Genomic DNA, 24,896 nt, shown 5'->3' on the forward strand with positions numbered 1-24,896 from the left:
CCCGAGCTCACTCGGCGAGCGCGTCGGCGACCCGCTCGATCGGATGCGGTGGTTCCTCGCTCTCGTGCTCGCCGAGTTGGCTCCGGCAGGACGCCCCCGGTGCGACCACGCTCTCCCCGTCGCTTTCGTCGACCTGCTCGTAGAGCACGTCGGCGATGGCGCGGCTCATCGAGAGGTGTTCGGCCTCGTAGCCGAAGGAGCCGGCCATGCCACAGCAGCCCGAATCGAGGGCGTCCACCGCGTAGCCTGCTCGCCGCAGGACACCAACCGCGTGGTGGTCTTTCTTGGTTGCCTTCTGATGACAGTGGCCGTGGTAGGTCAGCGATTCGCCTCCTTCGCCGAACGTCATCGCCTCGTCGAGTCGGAAGCGGTCGACGTATTCGAGAACTCCATACGTATTCCCGGTGACGGTCTCGACGTTACTCTGGCCACCGTCGGTCGCCGGTTTTTGCCCACCCTCGCCGGCGGCGACGGTGCCCGTGGGTGTGCTCCTATCGGCGGCCGGAACCAAGTCGGGGTAGTCGTACTGGAACATGACGGCGTCGGAGGGTTCGACCACGACCACGTCCCAGTCACGGCGGACGAGCGGCGCGAGCGCGGCGACGTTCTGCTCGGCAGCCGCGCGGGCCTGCTCGATGAATCCCTTCGAGTAGGCCGGTCGGCCGCTGTCGGCCACGCCGAGCGGAAGACGGACGTGGACGCCGGCGGCTTCGAGCACTCGCACCGTGGCTTTCCCGGCGGCGGGGTGGTTGTAGTTCGTGTAGGTGTCCGGGAAGAGCAGAACCTTCCTGTCGGCATCGCCCGCCGACACCTGTGCGCCGCCGCGGGCCCCGAACCACTCCTCGAAGCTCTCGGCGTGGAAGGTCGGCAGCGTCCGCTCTTTGGCGATGCCGACCGTTCGTTCGAGGAGAGCGCGCGCACCCGGCAGTTCAGTCCCCCAGTTCGATAGCGGCGCGAACCGGCTGCCGAGCGCCGAGAGGGCCTCGATGTTCGCAAAGAGATGGTCGCGGAGGCTCGCCCCGTGGCGCTGGTGGTATTCGTTCGTGACTTCGGCCTTCATCTTCGCCATGTCCACCTCGCTCGGGCAGTCGTTCGCACAGCCCTTGCAGCCGATACAGAGGTCCATCACCTCGTTCATGAACTCGACGTCGAGTGCGTCACCGTCGAGGTCACCGCTCATCGCGTCGCGCAGCAGGTTCGCCCGCCCGCGCGTGCTGAGGATTTCCTCCTCGCTGGCCCGATAGGTCGGACACATCGTTCCCCCAGTAGTGGACTGGTGGCCGCGACAGCCGCCACAGCCGTGACAGAGTTCGGCCATGCCCTGAAATCCGTTCTCGTTCTCCCAGCGGAGTTCGGTCTCGAAGCCCGCGTCGAACTCGTAGGCCGAATCGAATCGGAGGTCCTCGGTGGGGCTTGGTGCGTCCCTGTCCACACCGTCGGGCAGCCCACAGACCTGTCCGGGATTCAGCAGCCAGTCGGGGTCGAAGACGCTCTTCAACTCGCGGAACACGCCCCAGAGACCCTCGCCGTAGCGCTTGCGATTCCACTTCGTGCGCGCGTGGCCGTCGCCGTGCTCGCCCGAGACGCTGCCCCCGTACTCGACCACCAGGTCCGTCACGTTCTCGGCGATTGCCTCCATCCGTTCCCGTCCCTCGACGGTCTTCGTATCGATGAGCGGTCGGACGTGGAGCACGCCCGGACCGGCGTGGGCGTAGAAACTCGCAAAGGTGCCCTGCTCGTCGAGGATATCCTGAAAGTCGGCGACGTACTCCGGGAGGTGTGCGGCCGGGATGGCACAGTCCTCGATGAACGAGATGTGTTTCGCGTCCGAGGTGCGCGAGAGCAGGATGGGCAGGCCGGATTTGCGCATCTTCCAGAACTGCGCCCGCGTGTCGGCGTCGTGGGCCTCCATCGCCGCGTTCGCGTATCGTCGTTTTTCCGTCAGTTCGTCCGCACCTACACTCGGCTCGACAACCGAGTCACCACCCACGCGGTCGGCGACGAGGTCCGCGACCCGCTGTTTTCCCTCCTCGTCAGAGTCGGCGTAGAACTCCACCAGCAGGACGGAATCGGTCCCCTCGGGCAGCATCCCCACGACGTCGGCGAACTCGCTGGTGTCGCGTGCGAGGTCCAGTAGTACGGAGTCCATCACCTCGACGGCCGCGGGGTCGTGATCGAGAATCGGCTCGACGTCTTCCATCGCCTCACCCAGCGAATCGTACGTTAGCAGTCCGATGGCTTTCGTTTCGGGGATCGTTTCGAGCGCGACGGTCGACTCGGTGACGATCGCAAGGGTTCCCTCGCTGCCGGCGAGCAGGCGCGCGAGGTTCACCGATCCCTCGCGGGCGTCTTCGACCAGCATATCGAGGTCGTAGCCGGAGACGTTGCGTTTCAAATCGGGATAGGCGTCCTCGATTGCTTCGGATTCCTCGTCGATGATGCGCGCGACTGCGGCGTGGATGCGCGCTTCGAGATTCCCCTCCGAATCGGCGCATTCGTGGAGTTCTTCCACAGTGAGCTCGCCGAATTCTGTTACTGTGCCGTCTGCGAGCACGACCTCGCAGGACTCGATATAGGCGTCGGTTTTTCCATATTTGAGCGAGTGCGCTCCGGTACTGTTGTTGCCGATGGCACCTCCTAAAGCGCTCTTGTCGCCCCACGCCGGGTCGGGTGCGAATTTGAGGTCGTGCGGGGCGAGCGCTTCGTCGATGTCGCCGAGGTAGATACCCGGCTGGGCGGTGGCCGTCCGAGCTTCGAGGTCCACGTCGAGCAGACCGTCCATGTTCCGTGTGAAATCGAGGACGACGGCCTCGTTGACGGCCTGCCCGGCGAGGCTCGTCCCGCCGCCGCGCGGGAGTACCGGAATCCCTTCGGTAGAACAGTATTCGACCACCCTTTCGACGTCGGCGGTCGATTCCGGGAAGACGACGCCGATGGGCGTCATCTCGTAGGCGCTCGCGTCCGTCGCGTAGAGATCCCGCGAATACTCGTCGAAGCGAACGTCGCCCGCGACGCGTTCTTCGAGGTCCGCGAGGAGGTCCGGGCGGGCGACCGCGCCGCCGCGATGGTCGTAGTTCGCGTCGTCCGCGGGGTCGTCGGCCGGCAGCGTCTCGAAGTCGGATGTCACGATGGCGCACGGTTCGTCGTGGGGGAATAAACACCCGTCGGACGAATGGGTTGCCCCCGTGGCCTCAGAACACGCCGGGGAAGAGCACGTAGCTGAACAGTAGCGCGAGCAGCCCCGAGAAGGCCGCGTAGTACGCCAGCGGGATGAGTTCGAGGCGGATGACGCGGCCCTCCTCGCCGACGAGACCGACGACCGCGAGCGCGGCGACGACGTTGTGGACGGCGATGAGGTTGCCGATCGCGCCACCGACGGCCTGTGCGCCGAGCATCAGCGTTCTCGGCGTGCCGATTTCGGTGGCGACACCGTACTGGAAAGTGCCGAAGAGGATGTCGCTGACGGTGTTCGACCCGGCGAGGAACGCGCCGAACGCTCCCACGAGCGGCGCGAAGAACGGATAGACGCCGCCGGCGACGTTCGCCGTGGTATCCGAAAGTACGATGAGCATGCTGTCGGCACCCGTTGCGGCTCCCGACTGGAGCATTATCTGGACCGTGGCGACGGCGAACAGCAGCGCGACCACGGGCGGGGCGATCTTCTCGACCGTCTCGCGCCACGCCGCCCGCACCTCGCCGCCGTTCATGCGATGGAGCGGAATCGTCAACAGCGAGACGAACACGAACGCCGCACCGGGGAGATAGAGTACTTGGAGGTCGTTCGTCAGGCCCGTCCCGAGGATGTCCGACCAGACGAGGACGGCCGTGCTCTGGAGAAACGCCGCCAGCGGGTCGACGACGCGCGTGGCGACGAGCACCACGACGAGCAGCAGGTACGGCGTCCACGCCTTCCAGAGACTCATCGACGCGTGCCCGCCGTCGGCCGCGACGGTTCCGTCGCTCTCGACCGATTCACCGGGTTCGATGTCGCCCACCCAGTGGTCAGGCCACGCCGCCGGGTTCTCGAACTCCCACTGTTCGTCCGGGCGGAGATAGCCGAGTTTGAGCACGCCCACCGTGAGCGCCAGCCCGACCAGCGCGCCGAGCAGGCCGGGAAACACCGGGCCGAGAAAGGCGGCGGTGAGCCAGTATGGCACCGCGAACGCCGCCCACGCGAACAGACAGAGCGGAGCCACTTCGAGCGCCGGCCGAATCGAGCGTTCCGGGCCGAAAAAGCGCGTCATCATCGCCACGCCGATGAACGGCACCGCGATGCCGACGATGACGTGATAGGTCGCCGCCCACGTCCCGATTTCGGCGACCCAGCCCGCGATGGAAAACGGCGTCTCCGCGAGCACTGTCGAGCGGATCGCCTCGCTCGAAGCGAACGTGTCTTCCAGTCCGATGATGAGCGGCGTACCGACCGCGCCGAAGGTGATCGCCATGAGGTTGCCCGTCAGCGCGACGACGACGGCCGCGAGCGGGGGGAAGCCGAGTCCCACCAGGAGGGGACCGACGACCGCCGCCGGCGTTCCGAAGCCGGCTGCGCCCTCGACGAACGACCCCATCAGGAAGACCAACAGCACCACCTGCACCCGGCGGTCCTCGCTGATGGCGGCGAACCCCTGGCTGATGGCGCCGAACGCGCCGGTCTCCTTCAGCGTGTAGAGCAGGAGGATGGCCCCGAAGACGATCCAGAGGATCTGGGTCGCGGTGATGAACCCGTTGATGGTCGCGGCGGCCGCCCAGCGGAGGTCCATCCCCCAGCCGACGATACCGGCGACGAGCGCGACCAGCCACGCGACCGGCATCGCGCGCGTCGCCGGCCAGAACAGTCCGACCATCAACACGGCGATGGCGACCAGCGGCGAGAGCGCGATGAGTATCTCGACGAGGCTAGCCATCGACACTCACCACCGAGCGAACAGCAGTCGATTCGTCCTCGATCGCCCGCGAGTCAAGCGTCCCCGATAGCATGTTCATGTGTGACACTCACAGTGCGGAACCCGGCTTCATAAATATCGGTATTGATGGAGAAACATAATTGAAGATAATGATATTATCGATGGTCTCGGTGGTGAGAACGCGGGTGGCTCCGCGAAAGGCCGATATACCCCTCCACCGAACTCCGGACGATGAGTGAGTCCCTCACGGCGTTCGAGTCCTCGCTCGCCGGACTGGACGTCGCAACGACGCGAACCGATCCCGACGGGTTCGACGATGCGCTCGCCGAGGCGCTCCACGAACCAGCCGTCGGCGTTCCGCTGGGATTCGACGGCGTTTCGCTCGACGACGCGGAGGTAGTGCTCGACCCGACCCCGGCACAGCTCGGATCGGCGACGACGGGCGTCACCCCCACTCGGATGGGCATCGCCTCCTACGGAACCCTCGCGGTCGAATCGGATGAGGCGGGGAGCGAGCCGGTAAGTCTCTATCCCGACCGCCACGTCGCCGTCCTGCGCGAGGCGGACCTTCGTCCGGGGATGGACGAGGCGTTCGGCTGGCTCGAAGACGAATTCGCCGCCGGACGGAGTAGTTATGTGTTCGCCACCGGTGCGAGCGCGACCGCCGACATGGGCGAGATGGTCGAGGGTGTCCACGGTCCGGCTGAAGTGCACGTCATCGTGCTCGAACAATGAGCGCGGAGACCAGACGGGAGAAGGCCCAACACATCCGCCACCTGCTCGACACCGAAGGCGAGAACGTTCGGGCGAACGCGGGTCACTTCAACGAGAGTCGGTACGACGCCATCGACGAGTTCGACGAGTACGAGGAGCTCCGAACCGAGGTTCGGGCAATCAAGGAGGATGCTATCGAGCGACTGCCCGAACTCGTCGAACAGGTGCGAGAGAGCGTCGAAGCCAACGGTGGGACGGTCTATCTCGCCGAGGACGCCACCGACGCCAATCGGTACATCGAGGAGGTCGCCGACGACGCGGAGACGCTCGTGAAGTCGAAGTCGATGACCACCGAGGAGATCGACGTCAACGATGCCCTCGAGAAGTCAGGAGTGGACGTCTACGAGACCGACCTCGGCGAGTTCGTGTTGCAGGTGGCCGACGAGACGCCATCGCACATCGTCGGCCCGTCGATCCACAAATCCCGCGAGGGGATCGCCGAACTGTTCAACGACCAGTTCGATCCCGACGAACCCTTAGAGAGCGCCGAGGAACTCACCGAGTTCGCCCGCGACTACCTCGGCGAGCGGATTCGAGATGCGGACGTCGGCATGACGGGTGCGAACTTCGTCGTCGCCGACAGTGGCACGATTACGCTCGTCACGAACGAGGGCAACGCCCGAAAATCGGCCGTGACGCCCGACACGCACGTCGCCGTGGCGGGTGTCGAGAAGCTGATTCCCACGCTCTCTGATCTCCAGCCGTTCGTCGAACTCATCGCGCGCTCGGCGACCGGCCAGCCCATCACCCAGTACGTCACGATGCTTTCCCCTCCTGTGGAGACACCCACGGTCGATTTCGAGAGTCCCGACACGCCGATTTCCGAATCGGATGGCGACCGCGAGTTCCATCTCGTCCTGCTGGACAACGGCCGGACAGCGATGCGAGACGACGACCAGTTGCGAGAGACGCTCTACTGCATCCGGTGTGGGGCCTGTGCGAACTCGTGTGCGAACTTCCAGCACGTCGGCGGCCACGCCTTCGGCGGCGAGACCTATTCGGGTGGTATCGCCACGGGTTGGGAAGCCGGCGTCCACGGACAGCAGAGTGCAGAAGAGTTCAACGACCTCTGTACGGGCTGTTCGCGCTGTGTCAACAACTGTCCGGTGAAGATCGACATCCCATGGATCAACGAGGTGGTCAGGGACCGCATCAACCACGACGAGTCCACGGAGTTCGATTTCCTCGTCGAGGGACTGACCCCCGACGAGGAACCGGGCGGGATGAACATGCAAAAGCGGCTGTTCGGCAACTACGCGACCCTCGCCGAATGGGGGAGCGCAACCGCGCCACTGTCGAATTGGGTTGCGAGGAGCCGACCCGCACGGGCGCTCATGGAACGATTTCTGGGTGTCGACCGCCGGCGCGTGCTCCCGAAATTCGAGAGTGAAACCCTTCGAAAGTGGTTCGATTCCCGTGGCGGGTCGCGCGTGTCACCGGCCGACGCCGACCGCGAGGCGGTGCTCTATCCCGACGCCTACACGAATCACGTGCAGGTCGAGCGCGGGAAGGCCGCCGTCAGGGTGCTCGAAGCGCTCGGGGTCACGGTCGAGATTCCCGCCGTCGCCGCCAGCGGGCGCGCGCCGCTCTCACAGGGGATGCTTTCGACGGCGGAACGCCACGCCCACGACGTCTACGCCGACCTCGCCGAGCACATCGACGCCGACCGGGATATCGTCGTCATCGAACCCTCCGATCTCGCGATGTTCGCCGGCGAGTACGAGAAGTTCCTGCCCGAACGGTCGGCCGAGCGCCTCGACAGCAGTAGCTACGAGATCATGGAGTACGTCTACGGACTGCTCGAAAACGGGGCCGACAGTAACGAACTGCGGGCGGGCGACGGGGAGCGAGTGGCCTATCACAGCCACTGCCAGCAGCGGACCCTCGGTCTCGAAGCCCACACGGTGGCCGTCCTCGAAGACCGTGGCTACGACGTGCTCACCTCCGAGGTCGAGTGCTGCGGGATGGCGGGCTCCTTTGGCTACAAGCGCGAATACTACGAGTTGAGCATGGACGTGGGAAGCGAACTCGAAGCCCAGTTCCGGACCGACGAGGCGCGCAATCGCACGGTTGTAGCGAGCGGCACGTCGTGTCTCGAACAGCTCGATTCGCTGCTGGAGCGGCCGAGCCGACATCCGGTGCAACTGTTGGACGCCCGAGTGTAGCTATCGGAAGTCGATCGGGTGATTTTTCGACGGGTCAAAAATCGTTGGCCAACTCCCGCGTTCGCTCGCGTCCGGTCGTGGCCTCGCGCATCTCCTGAATCCCGGCCCTGTTCAGGTCGACCATCAGCCCCTCGTCGGTGTGCGTCTTGTCGATGATCCGCATCGATTCGAGCGTGGTCGCTACTGCCGTGACGTCGTCGGTACTCGAACTTCCCAGCCGTGTGAGAATCGTACTGTGACCGACTGGCCCGTTCTCGTCGACGAGCGTGGCGATGATGCCCTTTGCGTACTCCGCGGATGCGCGCGAGTGTTCTTCCGCTCTCCAAATCTCGTGACGGATGACTGCGCCGTCGAGCAGGTCGGCGTACGTCTCGTCGTTTGTTCCCGTTTCGGCACACACGGAATCGGTGGGTTCGTCCGCTCCGTCAGTTTCCTGAGAGGGCGTGTCGGCTCCCGGTGTGTCCCGGCTGGCGTCGCGTTGGCGCTCGGTCCGTGTCGTATCCGCACCGTCATCGCTCCCCAAATCGGTCGCCACACCGTCCGTGTGAGTCAATGCACGGGTGAACTGGGTTGCCATGTCGCTCAGGTCTCTGGCACGGTCGAGTTCGGCTTCGAGTTCGGCGATCCGTTCGTTTTTCCGTTCGAGTTTCCCTTCGAGACGTGCGAGGCGGTCTTCGCGCTCGCGCGTGCGCTCCGATATCCCCTGGAGGTCGTCGAGCAGTCCGTCGCCGATGCTCTTGAGGTCGGGCCGTTCGACGCCGCCGAGACCCGGCGTTGCGCCGGCGTCGAAGGTCTCCTTGCGGCGAACCTGCACCCGTCGGCGGGAGCCATCCCAATCGGTGACGAGAATCGCCTCGCCGTCGTCGAGGCTCTGTACTGCCGTGGCCGCATCCCCGTCGAGCACGCGCCGCACGACCGAGGTGTCGTTGTCCCACGTCAGCCGGTGCCAGCAGAGCCAGTCACACTGGGTGATGACGTCCTTTTTGACGTTCGCCGGCCGCTGGGAGATGCCACAGAACCCGAGGCCGCGCTTGCGGCCGCGTTTGGCCACGCGGATGAGCATCTCCCCCGCGCTGTCGAGACCGCCGGATTCGGGGATGAACTCGTGGACCTCCTCGACCAGTAGCAAAAAGGGCCGACGCGCCTCCTGTTCGCGGGTGAACAGCGCCTCGACGGTCGCCCGGACGAGGTCGTGGCCCTCCTCGTCGAGACAGGCGGACACGTCGAGGATCACCGGCACACCCCCCTCAAGCGCGAGTTCGGCGAGTTTGTCGGCGTGTTCGGTGCCGATTTGGACGTCACACTCTTCGCCCGCACCCGCATGGAGGACTTCGTACTGTTCTTTGAGTCCGTAGTACTCGCCGTCGGTATCGACGATGAGAAGTGGATGGCCGTCCGCCAGCAACTCCTCGGCGATGACGCTCGCGGTGTTCGATTTCCCGCCGCCGCTCTTGCCGGTCACGAACCCGCGTCCGGTCAGTAGTTCGACGGTCGGAATGGAGACGATACCGTCGGCGTCGAGCGTGACCGTCCGTTGGTCCTCACGCGACATCGGTCAGCCCTCTAACTCGTAGCCGGCCGAACCTGCCGGGTCGCGTTTCGTGCGGTGTCCAGAGACCCATGAGTTACTCCTCACTGCACCCGGCGCCCACAAAAACCCCGCGTGAGAAATCGTCGTTTCGACGATCGAAATCGCCGTTGAAGCGGCTGAGTCAGCATCCACGACCAGTGTTCGATTCCGAGCAATAACCGCCGACGTTTCCCCACCCCACTTTCTTCACTCGCGGAGAGTCCGGTGGTTTGAGACAAACGAAACTATTATCCCAATACGATGTATTTATCCATTGATGATAGATCGGCGGAAGTATTTAGCGGTGGTTGGTGCTGCAACAAGCCTCGGTCTGGCCGGCTGTAGCGGCGAGTCGGGCGGCAACAACAGCAGCGGCGGAAACGGTAGCGCTGGCGGAACGAGCGGTAGCGACGATGCCAACGCCACCGACGGCAAGACTAGCGAAAGCACGGGTACTGTAGCGACGGAAAGTGCGACCGGAGCTACAACAATGGAAACTGACGGTTCGATGAAAACGACAACTGCTGGAGGAACAGAGATGAGTGAAGCAGAAACACTCACACCCTCTGGCGGTGGTGGAGCAGGCAACACCAACGTCACGAATAGCGAACTCGTTGTTGATGAAGGACAGTACGGAACAGATATTTACATGACTGGTCTAGTCGAGAATACCGGAAATAGTGTTCTTCGACTTCCCGAAGCAAGGGTGTCCTTCTATGATAGCGAAGATTCGATTCTCAGCAGCACGACAACGAGTATTGCATTCCTCAAGTCGGGAACACAGTGGGAAGTCCACGAACTATACTTCGACGAAGACAAACCAGAACGTGGCGAGATCGAGATCACGAGTGCCGATACGTTCCAGACCGAACTCGGGATCCCGGATTCGCTCAAGGTGGCGGAGGAGAACTTGAATACTGGAGAGGAGCCAACGCTCTCAATTCGTATCGAAAATACGTCGAACAGTGCAGTTTCGCCCTCGGTGTTCTGCGTTTTCTACGATGACGATGGCATTGCGTTGGGTGACGGGCTCGACAGTCTCGATCAACTCCCAGCGGGCGAATCGTGGCAAACTTCGCTCGAATATCTTGCGTACAGTACGCAGGACGCGACTCGCATCTCGGATTACGACCTCTATGCGAACACACTATAGGAGATACGGCAAAAACACACCGGGCAGCATAACGGACGAGGTGTGAGATTAGCGGCAATTAGCAATTTCGGCGTGTCTCACGAACTGTATTAGCAATTGGATGTGACAATTCCATCACCAATACTTCGTGGAGGATCCAGCGTCACGGCGGTGTCTCTCGCGTCTTCGCGTTTCGAATCCATCAGAGGCCTGAAAATCTACGAAGTAGTGCTCGGGATGAACTTGGAACTAGGGTTCAAGTGCCCGCGTTTGGACGAGAAAAACGGACGATGGCCAAGAAGGCCACCTGTGCGGTCATTCGACTGCGCAAGTGCCGCGAAGAAAACGGACTCCCCGGGACCGATTCGGAGAACGGCGAGTGTCTCGAACTCCACGGTGGCCGATCGGAGACGATCGAAGGATTCCCTAGCCGGGTTCGGATCAGTAGGGTAGATACCATCGTAACCCTTATACTGACCGAATATTTAGTCAAAGGTGGAGCCAATCACTACTCGGCTCCGCTATCGGGGGACTACCGCCCATCCACTGCGTGGCATCACTCGCACCGGATCGAACTGGTTAACAGCCTTCCCCCGTCGGCCCATTCTCTTGTAGCCGTCCCGAAGATACCACGATCGATAGATAGCAGTTGCTCTGCCATGTTTCAGTCGAACGAGACCGCGACCGATGCTGTCGAGTTGATCGATAATGGTCGTGAATTACTCTCCGTGTAGTTACTCGGATTCGGGTTCGTCTCGAGCGGCGGCGTTGGTGAGTCCCGTCGCGATGGTCTCGATCATCATGTCGCGGACCACCGGGTAGAGGTCCGCACCGATTTCGTCCTCGTGGAAGGCGAGAACGGCGACCGAGTCGATGGTGGCGGCGAGAACCTCCGGGTCGCCCTCCCGAATCATCCCGGCCTTCTGCCACTCCCTGATGTAGGGCATGACGTAGCCGAGTTCGCGCGTGCGCTGTTCGATGAACTCCTCGTCGGAATACAGATGGAGCAACTGCTCCACTTCGTTACCGGCGAGCAGTCGTTCGATTATCGGGTTCGTCTCCAGTTCCTCGAAGACGATGTGGAGGTACTCGACGATCGCCCGTTCGGGGTCGGAGTGCTCTTCGAGCGGTGTGACGGCGCGCTCGTAGAACTGCTTGCCCTCGCGTTCGAGGATTTCGAGGTAGAGCTCCTCCTTCGAGTCGAAGAACTGGTAGAACGTGCTCGGTGCGATGTTCACGGGGTCGGTGAGATCGGTCATCGTCGTCTTCTGCAGCCCGTAGCGCGCGAAGAGTTTCCGGCCCTCGTCGAGCAGTTCCTGTCGAATGTATCGTCGTTTTTCGTCGCTGAATCCTTTCATGATGCTGGTTGATCGGGTGTCGTGTTCGAGTTGGTCTCGAAGACCGGGCGGTTCGTCCGGGTCACTGGATGTCCATTCGGGTGAAACGAAATTGGCTCACGGCCACCAACACGACGGCGACGGCGAGCAGGATGGCCCCACCGGCGATGTCGTAGGTCCCCTCGACAAGGATTTCGTTCGGGTCGATGTACGCCATCGGGGCGAGGTTGCCGAGCCACTCGACGTCCGTCGAGACGACGAGCGACTGGAGCATGAACAGCGCGAACAGCACGCCGAGCGCCGCGTTCTGGGCGGTGTCCTTGTCGGCGAGATACACCGACAGCACGAGTCCGATGGCCCCACAGCAAAACAGGTAGGGAATCGACAGTCCGTGCAACACCGCGAGGTCGGTGAGCGACACCGATTCGCCGACCATCGCCGCGCCGAGATAGACCACGCTCGGCACGACGAGGTTGGCGACGACGATGGGCACCAGTAGTGAGAGAAACTTCTCGAAGAGCACGCTGGTCCGCGAGACAGGTGCGGCGAGCAGCGTGTCCATCTCGTTGGTCTCGATATCGCCCGCGATCGAGCCGGCCGCGCTGTAGGCGAGATAGATGCCGAAAAACAGCAGCCAGAAGAGGGTGTAGAACTCGCTGGCCAGTAACCCTTCGATGCTGCCGAGGCTCTCGAAGCCGAAAGCCTCGACGAATACTGGAGGGAGTTCCTCGCTGAGCGATTCGAACTCGCCACCGGCGACGATCTGTGGGCCGAGCGCGAGGAAAGCGATCGCCATCACCGAGAACGCGGCGCTGATACCGAACGCGCCCCGCACGCGGTCGTTGCCCTCGTAGCGGAGCACTTCGAGCGCCATCAGATGTCCATCCCCCTGAAGCGCAACTGGCTCGCGAGCACCAACACGAGGGCGGCCGCGAGCAGAATCCCCGCGCCCGCGATGTCGTAGCTCCCGTCGACGAGGATTTCCGTCGGGTCGAAGTAGTTCATCGGGGTCAACACGCCGAGGTCCTCGTAGTCCGTGCCGACGAACACCGTCTCGACGAGGAAGGCGACGACGAGCACGCCGATGGCCCCACGCTGGGCGAGGCTCTCGCTCCCGAGAAACACCGAGAAGGCGAGCCCGACGGCCGCACAGAAGAGGAGATACGGCACGGCGAGTGCGTGGAGCGCGACGAGATTCGCAACGCTAATCGGCTCGTTGATGACGCCCGCAGCGACGTAGATCACCGCCGGAGTGATAGCGTTGACCGCGAGGATCGGTACGAGCAACGAAAAGAACTCCTCGACGATGATCGTGCCCCGCGAGACGGGCGCGGCGAGCAGCGTGTCCATCCGCCCGGTCTCGATATCGCCGGCGACCATCGAAGCCGCGTTGTACGCGAGGTAGAGGCCGAGCACGAGCAGCCAGCCGATCTGGTAGAGTTCGACCGCGAGGATACCCGCGAGCGAATCCATCGCCTCCAATCCAAGTCCCTCGGTGAGCTGTTCGGGGTAGGCACTGAGGAGGCTCGTGATGTCGAAATCCGCCAGCGAGGGAGCCAGCGCGACGAACATCGCGCCGTAAAAGCCCGCCGCGGCCGCGATGGTGACACCGAGCACGAGGCGGCGCTCACCTTCGTACCGTGCGACCTCAAACATCGACGAGTCTCCCGGATTCGGGTTCCTCGTCGGGTTCGACCTCGCCGTAAAAGCGCATGAACACGTCTTCAAGCGGGGCGTCCGAGATATCGAGGTCGAGCACGTCGTACTTGACGAGGTGTTCGAGCAGTTCGTTGTAATCGCCCGTGAAGGTGAAACTCACGCTCGTGTCCTCGCGGTCGCTTGAGAAGGCGTCATCGTCGTCGGAGCGGTCGCCACCGCCGGACCGCTCCGCGGCCCGGCGAGAATCGCGCTCGCTTCGTTCGCGCTCACCCCCATCGGCTGCGGCCTGCCGTGACGGCTGCTCGTCGCCGGTGATGGAGAGGTCGTGTGCGCCCTCGATGGCGAACTCGCCTGCTTCGACAGGACCGGCGATACGCACCGAGACGCGCTTGCCACCCCGATCGAGCAGCGTCTCGACGTCTTCGAGTTCGACGAGGTGGCCGTTCCGAATGACGCCCACCCGGTCGCAGATCTTCTGGACCTCGCTCAGGATATGCGAGGAGAAAAAGAACGTCTTCCCCTTGGCCTGTTCGTCGCGGATGAACTCGTAAAACCGCTCCTGCATCAGCGGGTCCAGCCCCGAGGTCGGCTCGTCCATGATGACCAGATCGGGGTCATGCATGAACGCGAGGACGATGGCGAGTTTGCGCTTGTTTCCCGTCGAATACTCGCCGATCGCCCGCTCCATCGGCGGGTCGAACAGTTCGAGCAGCTCCTCGCTGCGCGTATCACCTTTGAGCGAGGCCTGATAGCGCAGAAATCGCTCGCCAGTGACGCTCTCGTCGAAGCCCATCTCGGCGGGGATGTATCCCAGATGGCGTTTGGCCTCGATCATCGCGTCCCGGTCGGTGACGTCGTAACCCAACACCGTGGCACTCCCGCTCGTCGGGGACTGAAAGCCCATCAGCGTGCGGATGGTGGTCGACTTGCCCGCACCGTTCGGTCCCAAATATCCGAAGACCTCGCCCTCGCGCACCGCAAAAGAGAGGTTCTCGTTGGCGCGGACCTCGCCGTAGTGTTTGGTCAGCCCGTCCGTTTCTATTGCAGCCATGGCTTGTCGCTACCGTCCCTACGATTCATGAGTATATGAATTTTCGTCCGTTTTATTTTTGGAAACATTGAATACGAGTCATTGTCTATTGCCATGTGACGATGCGTGCCGCTCGGGACCGACTCGGTGTCCCTGCCGGTTCGCCGCGCCACCAGATCATGAATGGAAGACAGATTACGACTATCGCGCTCGTAGCACTGCTTGCCGTTCCGGCGGCTGTTACCGGCTTCTCGACCGGACCGGTCGCCCAGCAGGCCGGCCCGGTGGCCAACAACTCGACTACTACTGCAAACGACTCGGCCGCTCCGGCTGCCACGACCGACGAATCGACCGCCCCGAGCACTCAGACGGCATCGCCTGATGCCGACTTCGAAGTGGTCGATGTCGATGCTGACCTCCAAGTCGGAGAACAAGGGACCGTTGCGGTGACGATCGAAAACCAAGGTGAAGACGCCGCGGACGTCGTTGTCAACCTCCAATCCCGGAGCAGTTCTCTTGTTTTCGGTGAGTCGGCGACCGCGAGCCAGTTCGTCGGTGAGTGGGACGAGGGCGAAAACAGGACCATCGAACTCGATGCGACCGTTCCCTCAGGTGGAGAAGCGCGCAGCTATCCGGTAGAGGCCACCGTCTCGTACGTGAACGACGATGACGACCAGAGCCAGTCCGCACCGCTCACGTTCGGCGTCACGGCAGGCGAAGGCGACGAGGATTTCGCGATCGTCTCGACTTCGTCGGATGTAGCGGTCGGTGATACCGGCAACCTCTCGGTCGTGCTCGAAAACCAAGGCGGAGACATCGAGGACGCCGTGATCAACCTTCAGACACTCAGCGGAACCGTCACCTTCGGTGGGCTGGCAAACACGAGCGAGTTCGTCGGCGACTGGGAGGCCGGCGAACAGCGAACCATCGAAACCGACATCAGCGCCGCATCGAGCGCCAGAGAACGCAGCTACCCGGTGCAGGCGACGGTCGCCCACGAAGACGACGGACGAGAGACGCAGGCCGGCCCGTATCTCTTCGGCGTCACACCCGCGGGCGAGCAGGCGTTCACGCTCGATGGCGTCGATAGCTCACTCGCCGTCGGCGAGGAAGGGACGGTCTCAGGAACCATCACCAACGACGGTCCCAAGAACGCGACCGACGCGACGCTGGTGTTCGCCGCGAACGCGACCGGTGACCTCGTGCCGCGCCAGTCCGAAGTCGTGCTGGAGGACATCAGTCCCGACGGATCGGTCGATTTCGAATACCCGTTCGTCGTCAACGGCTCCGCCGAACCCGGCGAGCGCCAACTCCCGTTCGTGGTGCAGTATCGGAACGCCGCGGGCGAGACGGTTCGAAGCGAGCGACTCACCACACAAGTGATAATCGACGACCGCGCCGACGAGTTCGCACTCGAAAACGTCGCGTCGAACGTGCAGGTCGGCGACACGGGGACCATCGACCTCACGCTCCGCAATACGGGGTCCGACAGGGAAGACGCCTCGGTGACGCTCGAATCGTCGAATGCGCAGGTATTGTTCGGCAACAGCACGTCCGCGACCCGCTACGTGGGTGAGTGGGAAGCGAACGAGACGAAGACGGTCTCGTTCGGGACGACCGCGACGCCCGACGCCTCGGTGGAAGCCTACGCGCTCACCGCACAGGTAAGCTATCTGGACGACGGTCAGCCGGTCAGCTCTCAGCAACTATCGATGGGTATCAGTCCCCGTGACGAACAGGCCTTCGCCATCAACACGACCGACACCACGCTCCGCATCGATCGCGATGGGAGCCTCAACGGGACGGTCACGAACGCCGGGCCACTGCCCGTGAGCAACGCGACGATTCGACTCAGTAATCGCTCCGGAATCACGAGCGAGCGTGCAGCCTACCCCGTCGGGAATTTGGACGTCGGCGAGAACGAGACTTTCAGCTTCCCGGTATCGGTGCAGGGTGGAGCCACCGGACCACAGCAAGTCGAGTACTCGGTTGCCTACACGGGCCCGACGGACAACAGACGAACCGACACCGGCTTCATGAGCCAGGTGGACGTCGCGCCACGACGGCCACTGCTCACCACGACGATCGAAGACCCGAACGTCACCGTCCAGCAGTCCGAAGTGATGAACGTCACGGTCACGAATCAGGGCAGCGAGACGCTGCGGAACGTCCAAGCGGTCCCCAACGGGAGCGGGTCGCTGGCGGTCTCACCAACCAGTCTGTTCGTCGGGCAGCTCGAACCCGGCGAAACGGTGACGCGACAGCTCGAAATCGACGCCGACGACGTCGAGGTCCCGAGTCGGATACCGCTCATCATCGACTTCCAGTACGAGACGAACAGTAATGAGATGCGACAGACGCAAGCGCCGCCGGTCGGTATCGCAGTGGTCGCCGCCGAATCGGGTCTCGTCACCGGGCCGGTCGTGGTTGGCGCAGTGCTCCTCATCGTCGTCCTCGGCGGACTGATCTGGTATCTCCGATAGCGCTCGCAGCGAGCGCGGTATCCTGTTTTTGAACCCACCACTCAGGCACTCGCTACCGGCGAAACAGTTAATATGAACTGATGACGTACGTTCGTTTGGGTGCTATGTGTGTACGTGCCACATGGATCGGTCGAAAAAGAACAGTCGGTTATCCCGGAGAGTGATCGAGAGGGAACGAACCGTGTCGGCTCGGTCGAACACCATCTCTGTGGCGTCGGGAGCCTGCTTTTGGCCGTCGGGTTCGCCGTGTTGTTCTACCCGCTTCTCGTGGCGCTCGCCCTGCCGCTCGAAGCGCTCGCCACGACGGCACTCGTCTCGGCGGTCGTCCTCGTCTGGTCGGTCGGCTGGGTCGGGTTCGAACTCCTCTGGGAGTGGCGTGCCGGTCGGTGGTCGCGATAATCGCCGCCCCTTGACCGGAGGCGAACCGTCTATTCGGCGAGGAGATGTGAGTCGACGAACCCTGCTATCGCCGCGCGGGTCTGGGCCGTGAGGTCCTCGGTCGTCGTCGCACGCCGAAGCATCGCCCCGTTGATGCTCGACACGAGCAGTTCCGTGGTCGTCTCGACATCGACCGCCCGGAACGTTCCGTCGTCGACACCGGCTGCGAGGACGGTTTCGAGCGTCTCGTAGATGAGATGGTCGGCGCGGGCGAACTGCTCGGAGTAGGCCGTATCCGAGAGCGCCCGCGAGCGCAACTCGAACAGTGCGACCTGTGACTCGCGTTGCTCGTCGTCTGGCGACGCCGGCAGGAACTCGTCGATAAGCGTCCACAGCTGCTCGTCGGGGCTGTCTTCCGTGTCGATGGTGTCCTCGATAGTGAACTCGTCGAGCATATATTCTAGAAAGGCGATGAGGATCTCGTCTTTCGTGTCGTAGTGGTAGTACAGCAGCGATTTGCTCTTCGGGAACTCGTCGGCGATCGCCTGAATCGTGAGATCGGCGTAACCGTGCTCGCAGAGCGCGCGATAGGTCGCTTCCATGATCTCCGACTGCGTACCGGGTTGGTCGGTCGTGTCCGCGTCCATGCAGACTAACTATTCAGTCAACGATCAAAAGGCTGTCGCCCTCGCCTCACCACTCGTCGATGTACTGGGTGAACCAGACGTCCAGTAGCCCGACGAGCACCGCCGCGAAGCCGGTTTCGCTGCTCCAGACCGCGGCTTCGCGACGAACTCCCGGCAGTTCCTCACCACCGAGAACACTTATCAGGACCGTATCGGCGTCGACGACGAGGACGCGACCGCTACGCTCGTCGTCGGGCGCACCGGTGACTGCACTGACCGTCACCTCACCATCGTCGAAGCGTTCCCGTACGCTGTCGCTCGCGGTCAGGACGGTCACGTCGACGCCGCGCTCGCTGGCGGCGACGAGCGCGTCGGCGATCGGTTCGTCGAGGGCCGTGACCTCTCTCGGTCCGAAGACGATTCGACTGTTGGCCTCGGTGACGAGCTTCACGACCCGGTTGTCGATCGTCTCGCGGCCCTGCACCGTCCAGATGTCCTCTTGGGATTCGCTTTCGTCGGCGAACTCCTCGCGTGCCGATTCGAGGTAGTCGAACGCACGCTCTTCTTCCCTGTCGAGGCGCTCTCTGAGTCGCGTTCGCGCCTCGTCGAGTTCGACCGCGCGGTACTGTATCGGGTTCGACTGCTGGATGTCGAGCAGGCCGCGCTCGGCGAGGTCCTCGGCAGCCCCGTAGATCTGCGACCGCGGGACCTCGGTCATCCGGTCGACGTCACGGACGACCCCGGTATCGAGCCGTTGGAGCGCGATGAACACTTGGGCCTCGTAGCTCGACAATCCCAACCGCTTGAGTGCCGCGACCGCCTCGTCGTGATCGGTCATGCGAACCGCCCCCAGACCACGACCACCGACGGCGTAACGAGGATGGCCGCGATGTACGCGAAGAAGATGCTCAGCGCGAGCACCAGCCCGAACTGGCCGAGAATCGGCGTGATGGCGAGGGCGAGGACGCCGATACCTGTCGTGGTGGTAAGCATACTGCCGGTGAGCGCGCCGCCGGTTCCCCGAACAGTCTCTTCGAGCGCGGGGAATATCTTCTCGTCGGACTCGTGGTACTCGTCGGCGAAGCGGTGGACGAAGTGCGCCGAGTAGTCGATGCCGAGACCGATGGCGATCGAGAGGATCGTCGCCGTGAGCGCATTGAGCGGAATGCCGAAGAGGCGCATCGACCCCGCAAGGAGCGCGACCGAGACGACGATCGGCGCGAGATTGACGAGTCCGAGCGAGGGCCGACCCTCGATGACGTAGTAGACGAGCACGAGGAAGATGGCCGTCACGACGAGGGCCGTGACGAGGCTCCGAATCGCCGAGGAGAAGATGGTCCCCGAGACGGCTTCGAGCACGATGGTCTGGCCGGTGGCGGTCGCCGTGAACTCGTAGCGGTTGGCGAGCGTCCGTGCGTCGCTTTCGATTTCGTCGTTCGAGGCGTCGCTTTCGGTCGAATAGACGACTTGGGTACTATGGTAGTCCTCGGTGATGTACTGGAGCGCCTGCGTGCGATACGGCGAGTCGAGCAGCGCGTCGTAGATGGTCCCCAGATCATCGTCGGGCACGCCGTCGTCGTCGACGTCGTTGCGCGCGACCAACTGGGCGAACTCGGGCGATTGTGCCGCGTAGTCGTCGATCACGGTGATGATGCTCTCGGTATCGGCCATCCGGTCGCTCGCGACGAACGCGTCCGGCGGGTTCCGGTTGGCGCGCTGGATGGATTCCAGGGCGTAATCGTCGCGCAACGGTCCCTCGGCGTAGACCGTCACCGAACTGCCCTGGGTGGTGCTGAAGCGCTCTTCGAGGAAGTTCGTCGTATCGGTCACGGTGTAGGTGCCGGGCGCGAACGGTTCGGGGAGGTTCTCGACGTACCCCGGCACCTCCTCCGGCGGCAGGAAGTCGTCCTGCGAGAAGGAGGTGTCGACGCCGGTCGCGTAGACGCCCGAAACCGCCGTCAAAACGACCGTCAGCACGAGCAGCGCGTACGGCGCGCGTTTGGCCGCGCCGACGCCGACCATCAGCGCCCGTCCCAGCACCGAGCCTTCCGCCCCCAGTGGGCTGAGGCCGAACTCCGGGACGTCGTATTTCACGCGGAGTTCGTCGGCCCAGACCTTCGCCGCCGGCAGGAAGATCCCGAAGATCAGGAACGTGAAGACGATGCCGATGGCGGCGACGAGTCCGAACGATCGGATCGGGGCGAGGTCGCTGATGAGGTTCGCACCGAAGCCCACCACAGTCGTACCGGTAACGATGAAGAAGGCCACCAGGAGTTGGTCGGTCGCGGTCCGCATCGACTGGCTGATACCGATGCCCTGGACGCGCTCTTCGCGGTAGCGGTTGATCGCGTGGATGCCGAAGTCGATACCCACCGCGAGCAGCAATGGGGGCACGGCGATGAGCATCTGGGAGAAGGGCAGTCCCGCGAGTCCGGTGAACCCGAACGTCCAGACGACGGTCATCACGAGCGCGAACACACCCAAGAGGAGATCGATTGGGTCGCGGTAGGCGAAGACCAGAAAGCCGAGGATCAACAGCGACGCCGCCGGCACGACGATGAGCAGCGAATCGAAGATGACACTCGAGAGTTCGTCGGAGGTAATGCCGCTGCCGAACACCTGGATGTCGCTATCGACCGTCCCGACGATCTCCTGTGCGCGGATCTGGATGTCCGTGAGCGGACTCGTTCCACCCGTCCCCGCCGACGACGAGGAGACCCCACCGAGCACGTCGTGCTGGACGGTCCCGATCGTGGCCGAGGCCGACGCCGACTCGCGATTGAAGTCGTTGCTCACGAGTCCTGTGAAGCCGGGGCCCGCGGCGGCCGTCTGAATCGCGTTTTCGATTTCGCCCGTCGTCGCGCCTTCGAGCGCGCGGATCTGGCCATCGACGCTCGTCGCGTTCGGGTCGATGGTCTGGGCGACGATCCCGGCGGCGCTCGACGAGGAGACCACCCGTTGACTCTCGTGGTCTTCGAGGCGCTGTTGGGCTTCGAGCATCGCCAACAGTTCGTCCTTGGCGAGCACGTTCGACCCCGACTGGATGAGCTGTGTGCTGCCGTTACCCGCCTCGAAGGCGGGCGAGAACTCCTGGTCGATGTCGTCGAGAGCGGCCTGTGCGGGGCTTTCCTCGGTGAACTGGCTCGTCCCGGCGTCCGTCGAGATGTTCGTGAGTCCGACCGCGAACACCGCCGTGACGAGGAGGAACGCGATGATCACCGTCCGCGGCCGTTCGGTGATCCACTCGTCGATCCAGTCGATGTAGCGTTGGTACTCGACCATCGATTACCGTCTCGACCAGACCCAGCCGACGCCGAACAACACGAGCAACGCGCCGAGACCCCACATCACCGACAGCGACGAGAGGATGCCGCCGTCGTCGCTCGCGACGAGTTCGACCGGCACCTCGTAGGTGTCGGAGAGCTTCGATTCGCCACCCGAATCGTACTGGAAGTCGACCGAGAGCGGGTACTCGCCGGCGCTCGCGTCGCCGCCCGAACTCACGTCGAAGGCGATCTGCTGGGTTTCACCGGGGTTCAGTTCGGCGATGTACGCCTCGTCGCTCGAAAGCGATAGCGGGTCGTCGACGAACGCCTTCGCGTTGACGTTGCTGACTGTACTGTCGCGGTTGTTCGTCACGTTGAGCGTCACCGTGCCCGACGCGCCGACGTCGAGACTCGAATTCGCCCGCTCGACGAGGAACTCGTCGCGCTGTGGTTCGACCCCGACCTGCGTATCGAGGGTGCCGCTCCGGCGTGTGTCGCCGTTCTGGTTGTCGTACTCGACGATGAAGGAGAACTGCTGTTGGCCGGGTTCAGCTCCATCAGTGACCTCGACTGGCAGCGAGAAGTTCGCCGCCTCGCCGGCCGGCAGACTGCCGATGGCGACTTCGGTCGTCTGTGGCTGGATGTTCTGGCTCTCGGAGACGAGCGTCACGACCGCGTTCCGTGTGTCCTGCGGCCCCTGATTCGTAATCGTGCCCGTGACGTTGCCCTCGTCGCCGACGGCCAGCGTACTGTTGGTATTCGAGAGTGTGAACGTCTGTTCTGGCTGTGGCGTGATGCCGAGCGTGAACGAGTCGGACTGGCCCACGTCGCCGTTGCTGTCCTTGTACGAGATCGATGTCTGGAGCGGGTAGCTCTGGGTCTCGGACTGGTTGCTCGCGGTCGCGTTGAACGTTACTGTCCGCTCGGCCCCGGCGGGCCACTCGCCGACGAACTGCGTGGCGTTCGCCGCCCGACCGAACAGGATGTCGCCCGTCAGCGACTGGAGCGACACTGTGGCCTCCGAGACGTTCTCGCCACGGTTTTCGAGCGTCACGCTCACCGGTCCCTCGTCGCCGACCTGCACTTCGGAAGACGAGGAGACCACCGCGAAGTCGTCCTGTCCCTCGTCGGGTTCGACACCGAAGGAGAACGGTCCCGACTGCGCTTGATCGCCGTCGGCATCGTCGTAGGTGAGCGACGCCTGCATCGGGTAGTTCCCGCCTGTGGTGCTGTCGGCGGCGGTCACGTCGAACTCGAAGGTCCGCTGTTCGCCCGTATCCCAGTCGGCGACGAACTGACTGGCGTTGGCCGACTCACCGAACAGGATGCTGCCGGAAAGCGACTGGAAGCTGACTGTGGTATCGGTGACGTTCTCGCCGGTGTTGTTCATCGTGACCGAAAGCGTCCCCTGCTCGCCGGCCTCGACATCGGCCTCGACGTCGGTGATCTCGAAGTCGTCGCTCTCGGCGTCGATATCGACCTGTGCGTTGAGCGGCTTGCTCTGGAGGGGGTTCCCGTCCGAATCGTAATATTGCACGACGAACTGGACCTGCCGTTCGCCGGGTTCGGCAGTACCGTTGACGAGTACGGGCAGTTCGAACGACTCGGATTCGTCCGCGTCGAGGTCGCCGAGCACGTACTGAGACTGGCGCGGGACGACGTCCCGGCTGCCGTTGGGCGAGACGGCGAGCACCGCGTCGGCGGCCGCTTCGGGACCCTCGTTCGAGATCGTTCCCGAGATCGTTCCCTTCTCGCCGACCGCAAGGTCACTATCGACGCCGCCGAGGGTGAACCCCTGTTCTGACTCGAGCGTGACGCCGAACGTCAGCGGCGCGGATTGAGATTGGTTGCCGTCGTCATCGTCGTACGAGACCGTCGCCTGAATCGGATATTCGGCCGTGTCCGCACTCGGCGACGCGCGCATCGTCACCTCGACGGTGCGGCTCTCGCCCTCGTCCCAGTCACCGACGAACCGGCTCGTCTCCGGCGACTGGCCGAAGGTCAGATCGCCCGACTGCGACTGGAAGCTCACGACCGCGTCGGTCGCGTCCTCGCCGGTGTTCTCGATGGTCACCGAGACGTTTCCCGTGCCGCCGACCACCACGTCCGAGGAGACCGACGTGATCTCGAACTCGGCGTCCGACGACGCTCCGGAATCACCGGCCGCTGCGCCTGCACCGCCCGCTCCCGCCACACCAGCGCCACTCGATCCACTGGGGGCCGCGCCTGCTCCGCTCGGTGCGCCGGAAGGTGCTGCACCCGCTCCGGCCGGAGCAGCGCCCGCACCGCTGGCCCCGCTGGGTGCACCACCCGAAGGCGCTGCACCTGCCGACGGCGCTGCACCGGATGCGCCTGCGGATCTACCGGACGTTGCTCCGCTCACTGCCGCACCGGATGTGCCGCCGGGCGACTGGCTAGCCCCGGCCGGCGAACCACTTGCCGCCGCCCCGCCGGCGGCCGCGCTCGACGGTGCGGCTTCAGTTGGTGGACTTCCGCCAGCCGCCGCGCTCGGTGCTCCGGTCGAGGGAGCGCTCGCTCCCTCAGCCGCTCCGCTGCTCTGTGGCGGCGCATCCGCCTCGCCACCGCTCGGCGGCGCTTCGCTAGCTCCACTCGTGTCGCCGGGTGGCGCACTTCCGCTCTCCGGCGCTTCGCCTTCGGTCGATGATGGCGTCTCCGATGAAGTCGTCTCCTCCGTCGACGTTTGCTCTTCGCCCGACCCGTTCGAGTCAGTCACTTCGTCCGACTCATCCGGCTCATCCGAGCCGTTCGTTTCGCTTCGTTCTCCGTCCGAAGTCCCCGTTTCACTCGACGTGTCCGTCTCAGTCGGGGTATCGGTTGCCGTCTCGGTCGTGGTCTCGGCCTCAGTTTCAGTCGAGGTCGGGGTCTGCGTGGTACTCGTTTCAGTCGGTTCCGTCGTTCCATCGGTGATCGATTCCGTCGTGGTTGCATCGTCGGAAGGTGTCCCATCGGCGTTCTGTGCCGACAAACCCTCATCGTCGTCGGCCTCGGCGTTCGCGGCCGCCACGCCATCCGTGGTCTCCGATGACTCGGCGATCGAAGTCGCGCTCGACGCATCCGACACCGTCGTTTCGTCGGTGGTGTCGTTCCTCGCATTCGAGAAGGAATCACCGGTGAGCACGCCAGCGACGCTTCCCTGCACGGTGAGCAACACGACGAGGACGGCTGCGACTGCGGCACGATTCATCGGAATTGGCCCCGCACCGAGTCAACAGGCGATTCGCTTCCCACCGACGGACGACGAACGAGATGGTCGTCCCCCGTTGTCTGTATTTCTCTACTAACGGAGCTCATGCTACGATTACCGACTGGAGTGACTATACAGTTTCCGATGGACGATGGTTGGTCTCGACTCGTCTCATGTTCTCGAAAAGGCATTGCTCGCGCCTCCAGACCCGGCGTGACTTGCTCACGCGAGAACTGTGCCGGGGTCGTGATCGCCATATCCCCCCTCAGAACCGGCCGTGTTTCGTCTCCACCCATATAGACTGAACAATCAGTTAAGGATAAATGGCTTTCGTATCCACGTTCAACCGAGATCGATAGCAGGCATC

16 protein-coding genes are annotated in these 24,896 nt (G+C 63.6%); 5 read left to right on the forward strand and 11 right to left on the reverse strand.

Annotated elements, in window-relative coordinates:
* Positions 1-7: 7 nt before the first annotated feature.
* Positions 8-3,127, reverse strand: a complete 3,120-nt coding sequence (locus ACP97_RS07520) for an FAD-binding and (Fe-S)-binding domain-containing protein (RefSeq protein ID WP_049997225.1) — start codon at positions 3,125-3,127, stop codon at positions 8-10.
* 64 nt (positions 3,128-3,191) lie between these two features.
* Positions 3,192-4,904: an L-lactate permease gene (locus tag ACP97_RS07525; RefSeq protein WP_049997226.1), complete on the reverse strand. Its 1,713-nt coding sequence runs from the start codon at positions 4,902-4,904 to the stop codon at positions 3,192-3,194.
* Between the two features lie 231 nt (positions 4,905-5,135).
* Here ACP97_RS07525 and ACP97_RS07530 point away from each other — a divergent pair, with 231 nt between their 5' ends.
* Entirely contained in the window at positions 5,136-5,639 is a 504-nt protein-coding gene (locus ACP97_RS07530) for an LUD domain-containing protein (RefSeq protein WP_049997227.1), read from the forward strand.
* Positions 5,636-7,843 carry an LUD domain-containing protein gene (locus tag ACP97_RS07535; protein WP_049997228.1) on the forward strand — a complete coding sequence of 736 codons (2,208 nt, stop codon included), beginning with the start codon at positions 5,636-5,638 and terminating at the stop codon, positions 7,841-7,843. The genes ACP97_RS07530 and ACP97_RS07535 overlap by 4 nt, the downstream gene beginning before the upstream one ends.
* Positions 7,844-7,877: 34 nt before the next feature.
* Here the strand turns inward: ACP97_RS07535 and ACP97_RS07540 are convergent, their stop codons facing one another.
* Positions 7,878-9,395: an ATP-binding protein gene (locus tag ACP97_RS07540; RefSeq protein ID WP_049997229.1), complete on the reverse strand. Its 1,518-nt coding sequence runs from the start codon at positions 9,393-9,395 to the stop codon at positions 7,878-7,880.
* 295 nt (positions 9,396-9,690) lie between these two features.
* Between ACP97_RS07540 and ACP97_RS07545 the strand changes: the two genes are divergently transcribed.
* Entirely contained in the window at positions 9,691-10,566 is an 876-nt protein-coding gene (locus ACP97_RS07545) for an FxLYD domain-containing protein (RefSeq protein ID WP_154019973.1), read from the forward strand.
* Positions 10,567-11,279: 713 nt separating this feature from the next.
* Here the strand turns inward: ACP97_RS07545 and ACP97_RS07555 are convergent.
* From ACP97_RS07555 to ACP97_RS07570, 4 genes are all read right to left on the reverse strand, one after another.
* On the reverse strand, positions 11,280-11,903 hold the full coding sequence (locus ACP97_RS07555; protein WP_049997232.1) for a TetR/AcrR family transcriptional regulator: 624 nt from the start codon (positions 11,901-11,903) through the stop codon (positions 11,280-11,282).
* Between the two features lie 61 nt (positions 11,904-11,964).
* Positions 11,965-12,756 (reverse strand): ABC transporter permease subunit, encoded by a 792-nt coding sequence (locus ACP97_RS07560; protein WP_049997233.1) that lies wholly within the window; start codon positions 12,754-12,756, stop codon positions 11,965-11,967.
* Positions 12,756-13,538 (reverse strand): ABC transporter permease subunit, encoded by a 783-nt coding sequence (locus tag ACP97_RS07565; RefSeq protein WP_049997234.1) that lies wholly within the window; start codon positions 13,536-13,538, stop codon positions 12,756-12,758. The genes ACP97_RS07560 and ACP97_RS07565 overlap by 1 nt, the downstream gene beginning before the upstream one ends.
* Positions 13,531-14,592 (reverse strand): ABC transporter ATP-binding protein, encoded by a 1,062-nt coding sequence (locus ACP97_RS07570; RefSeq protein ID WP_049997235.1) that lies wholly within the window; start codon positions 14,590-14,592, stop codon positions 13,531-13,533. Before ACP97_RS07570 ends, ACP97_RS07565 begins: the two co-directional genes overlap by 8 nt.
* 158 nt (positions 14,593-14,750) lie before the next feature.
* Here ACP97_RS07570 and ACP97_RS07575 point away from each other — a divergent pair, with 158 nt between their 5' ends.
* Both ACP97_RS07575 and ACP97_RS07580 read left to right on the forward strand, forming a co-directional pair.
* The gene (locus ACP97_RS07575) at positions 14,751-17,054 is read left to right on the forward strand and encodes a COG1361 S-layer family protein (protein ID WP_154019974.1); all 2,304 of its coding nucleotides are present in this window, start codon (positions 14,751-14,753) and stop codon (positions 17,052-17,054) included.
* A gap of 108 nt (positions 17,055-17,162) precedes the next feature.
* Positions 17,163-17,453, forward strand: coding sequence for a hypothetical protein (locus tag ACP97_RS07580; RefSeq protein ID WP_049997237.1), 291 nt, complete (start codon positions 17,163-17,165; stop codon positions 17,451-17,453).
* A 29-nt stretch (positions 17,454-17,482) separates the two neighbouring features.
* On the opposite strand, the gene ACP97_RS07585 is transcribed toward ACP97_RS07580, so the two are convergent.
* The 4 genes from ACP97_RS07585 to ACP97_RS21010 are packed head-to-tail and all read right to left on the reverse strand — an operon-like array spanning position 17,483 to position 24,529.
* Positions 17,483-18,079 carry a TetR/AcrR family transcriptional regulator gene (locus ACP97_RS07585; RefSeq protein ID WP_049997238.1) on the reverse strand — a complete coding sequence of 199 codons (597 nt, stop codon included), beginning with the start codon at positions 18,077-18,079 and terminating at the stop codon, positions 17,483-17,485.
* 46 nt (positions 18,080-18,125) lie between these two features.
* Positions 18,126-18,896, reverse strand: coding sequence for a TrmB family transcriptional regulator (locus tag ACP97_RS07590; RefSeq protein WP_049997239.1), 771 nt, complete (start codon positions 18,894-18,896; stop codon positions 18,126-18,128).
* Complete coding sequence (locus ACP97_RS07595; protein ID WP_049997240.1) at positions 18,893-21,340, reverse strand: efflux RND transporter permease subunit; 2,448 nt, start codon at positions 21,338-21,340, stop codon at positions 18,893-18,895. The genes ACP97_RS07590 and ACP97_RS07595 overlap by 4 nt, the downstream gene beginning before the upstream one ends.
* A gap of 3 nt (positions 21,341-21,343) precedes the next feature.
* Positions 21,344-24,529: an NEW3 domain-containing protein gene (locus ACP97_RS21010; protein ID WP_049997241.1), complete on the reverse strand. Its 3,186-nt coding sequence runs from the start codon at positions 24,527-24,529 to the stop codon at positions 21,344-21,346.
* Positions 24,530-24,896: the final 367 nt, after the last annotated feature.

Origin of the sequence: Halococcus sediminicola (assembly GCF_000755245.1) — an archaeon.
Lineage (GTDB): Archaea > Halobacteriota > Halobacteria > Halobacteriales > Halococcaceae > Halococcus > Halococcus sediminicola.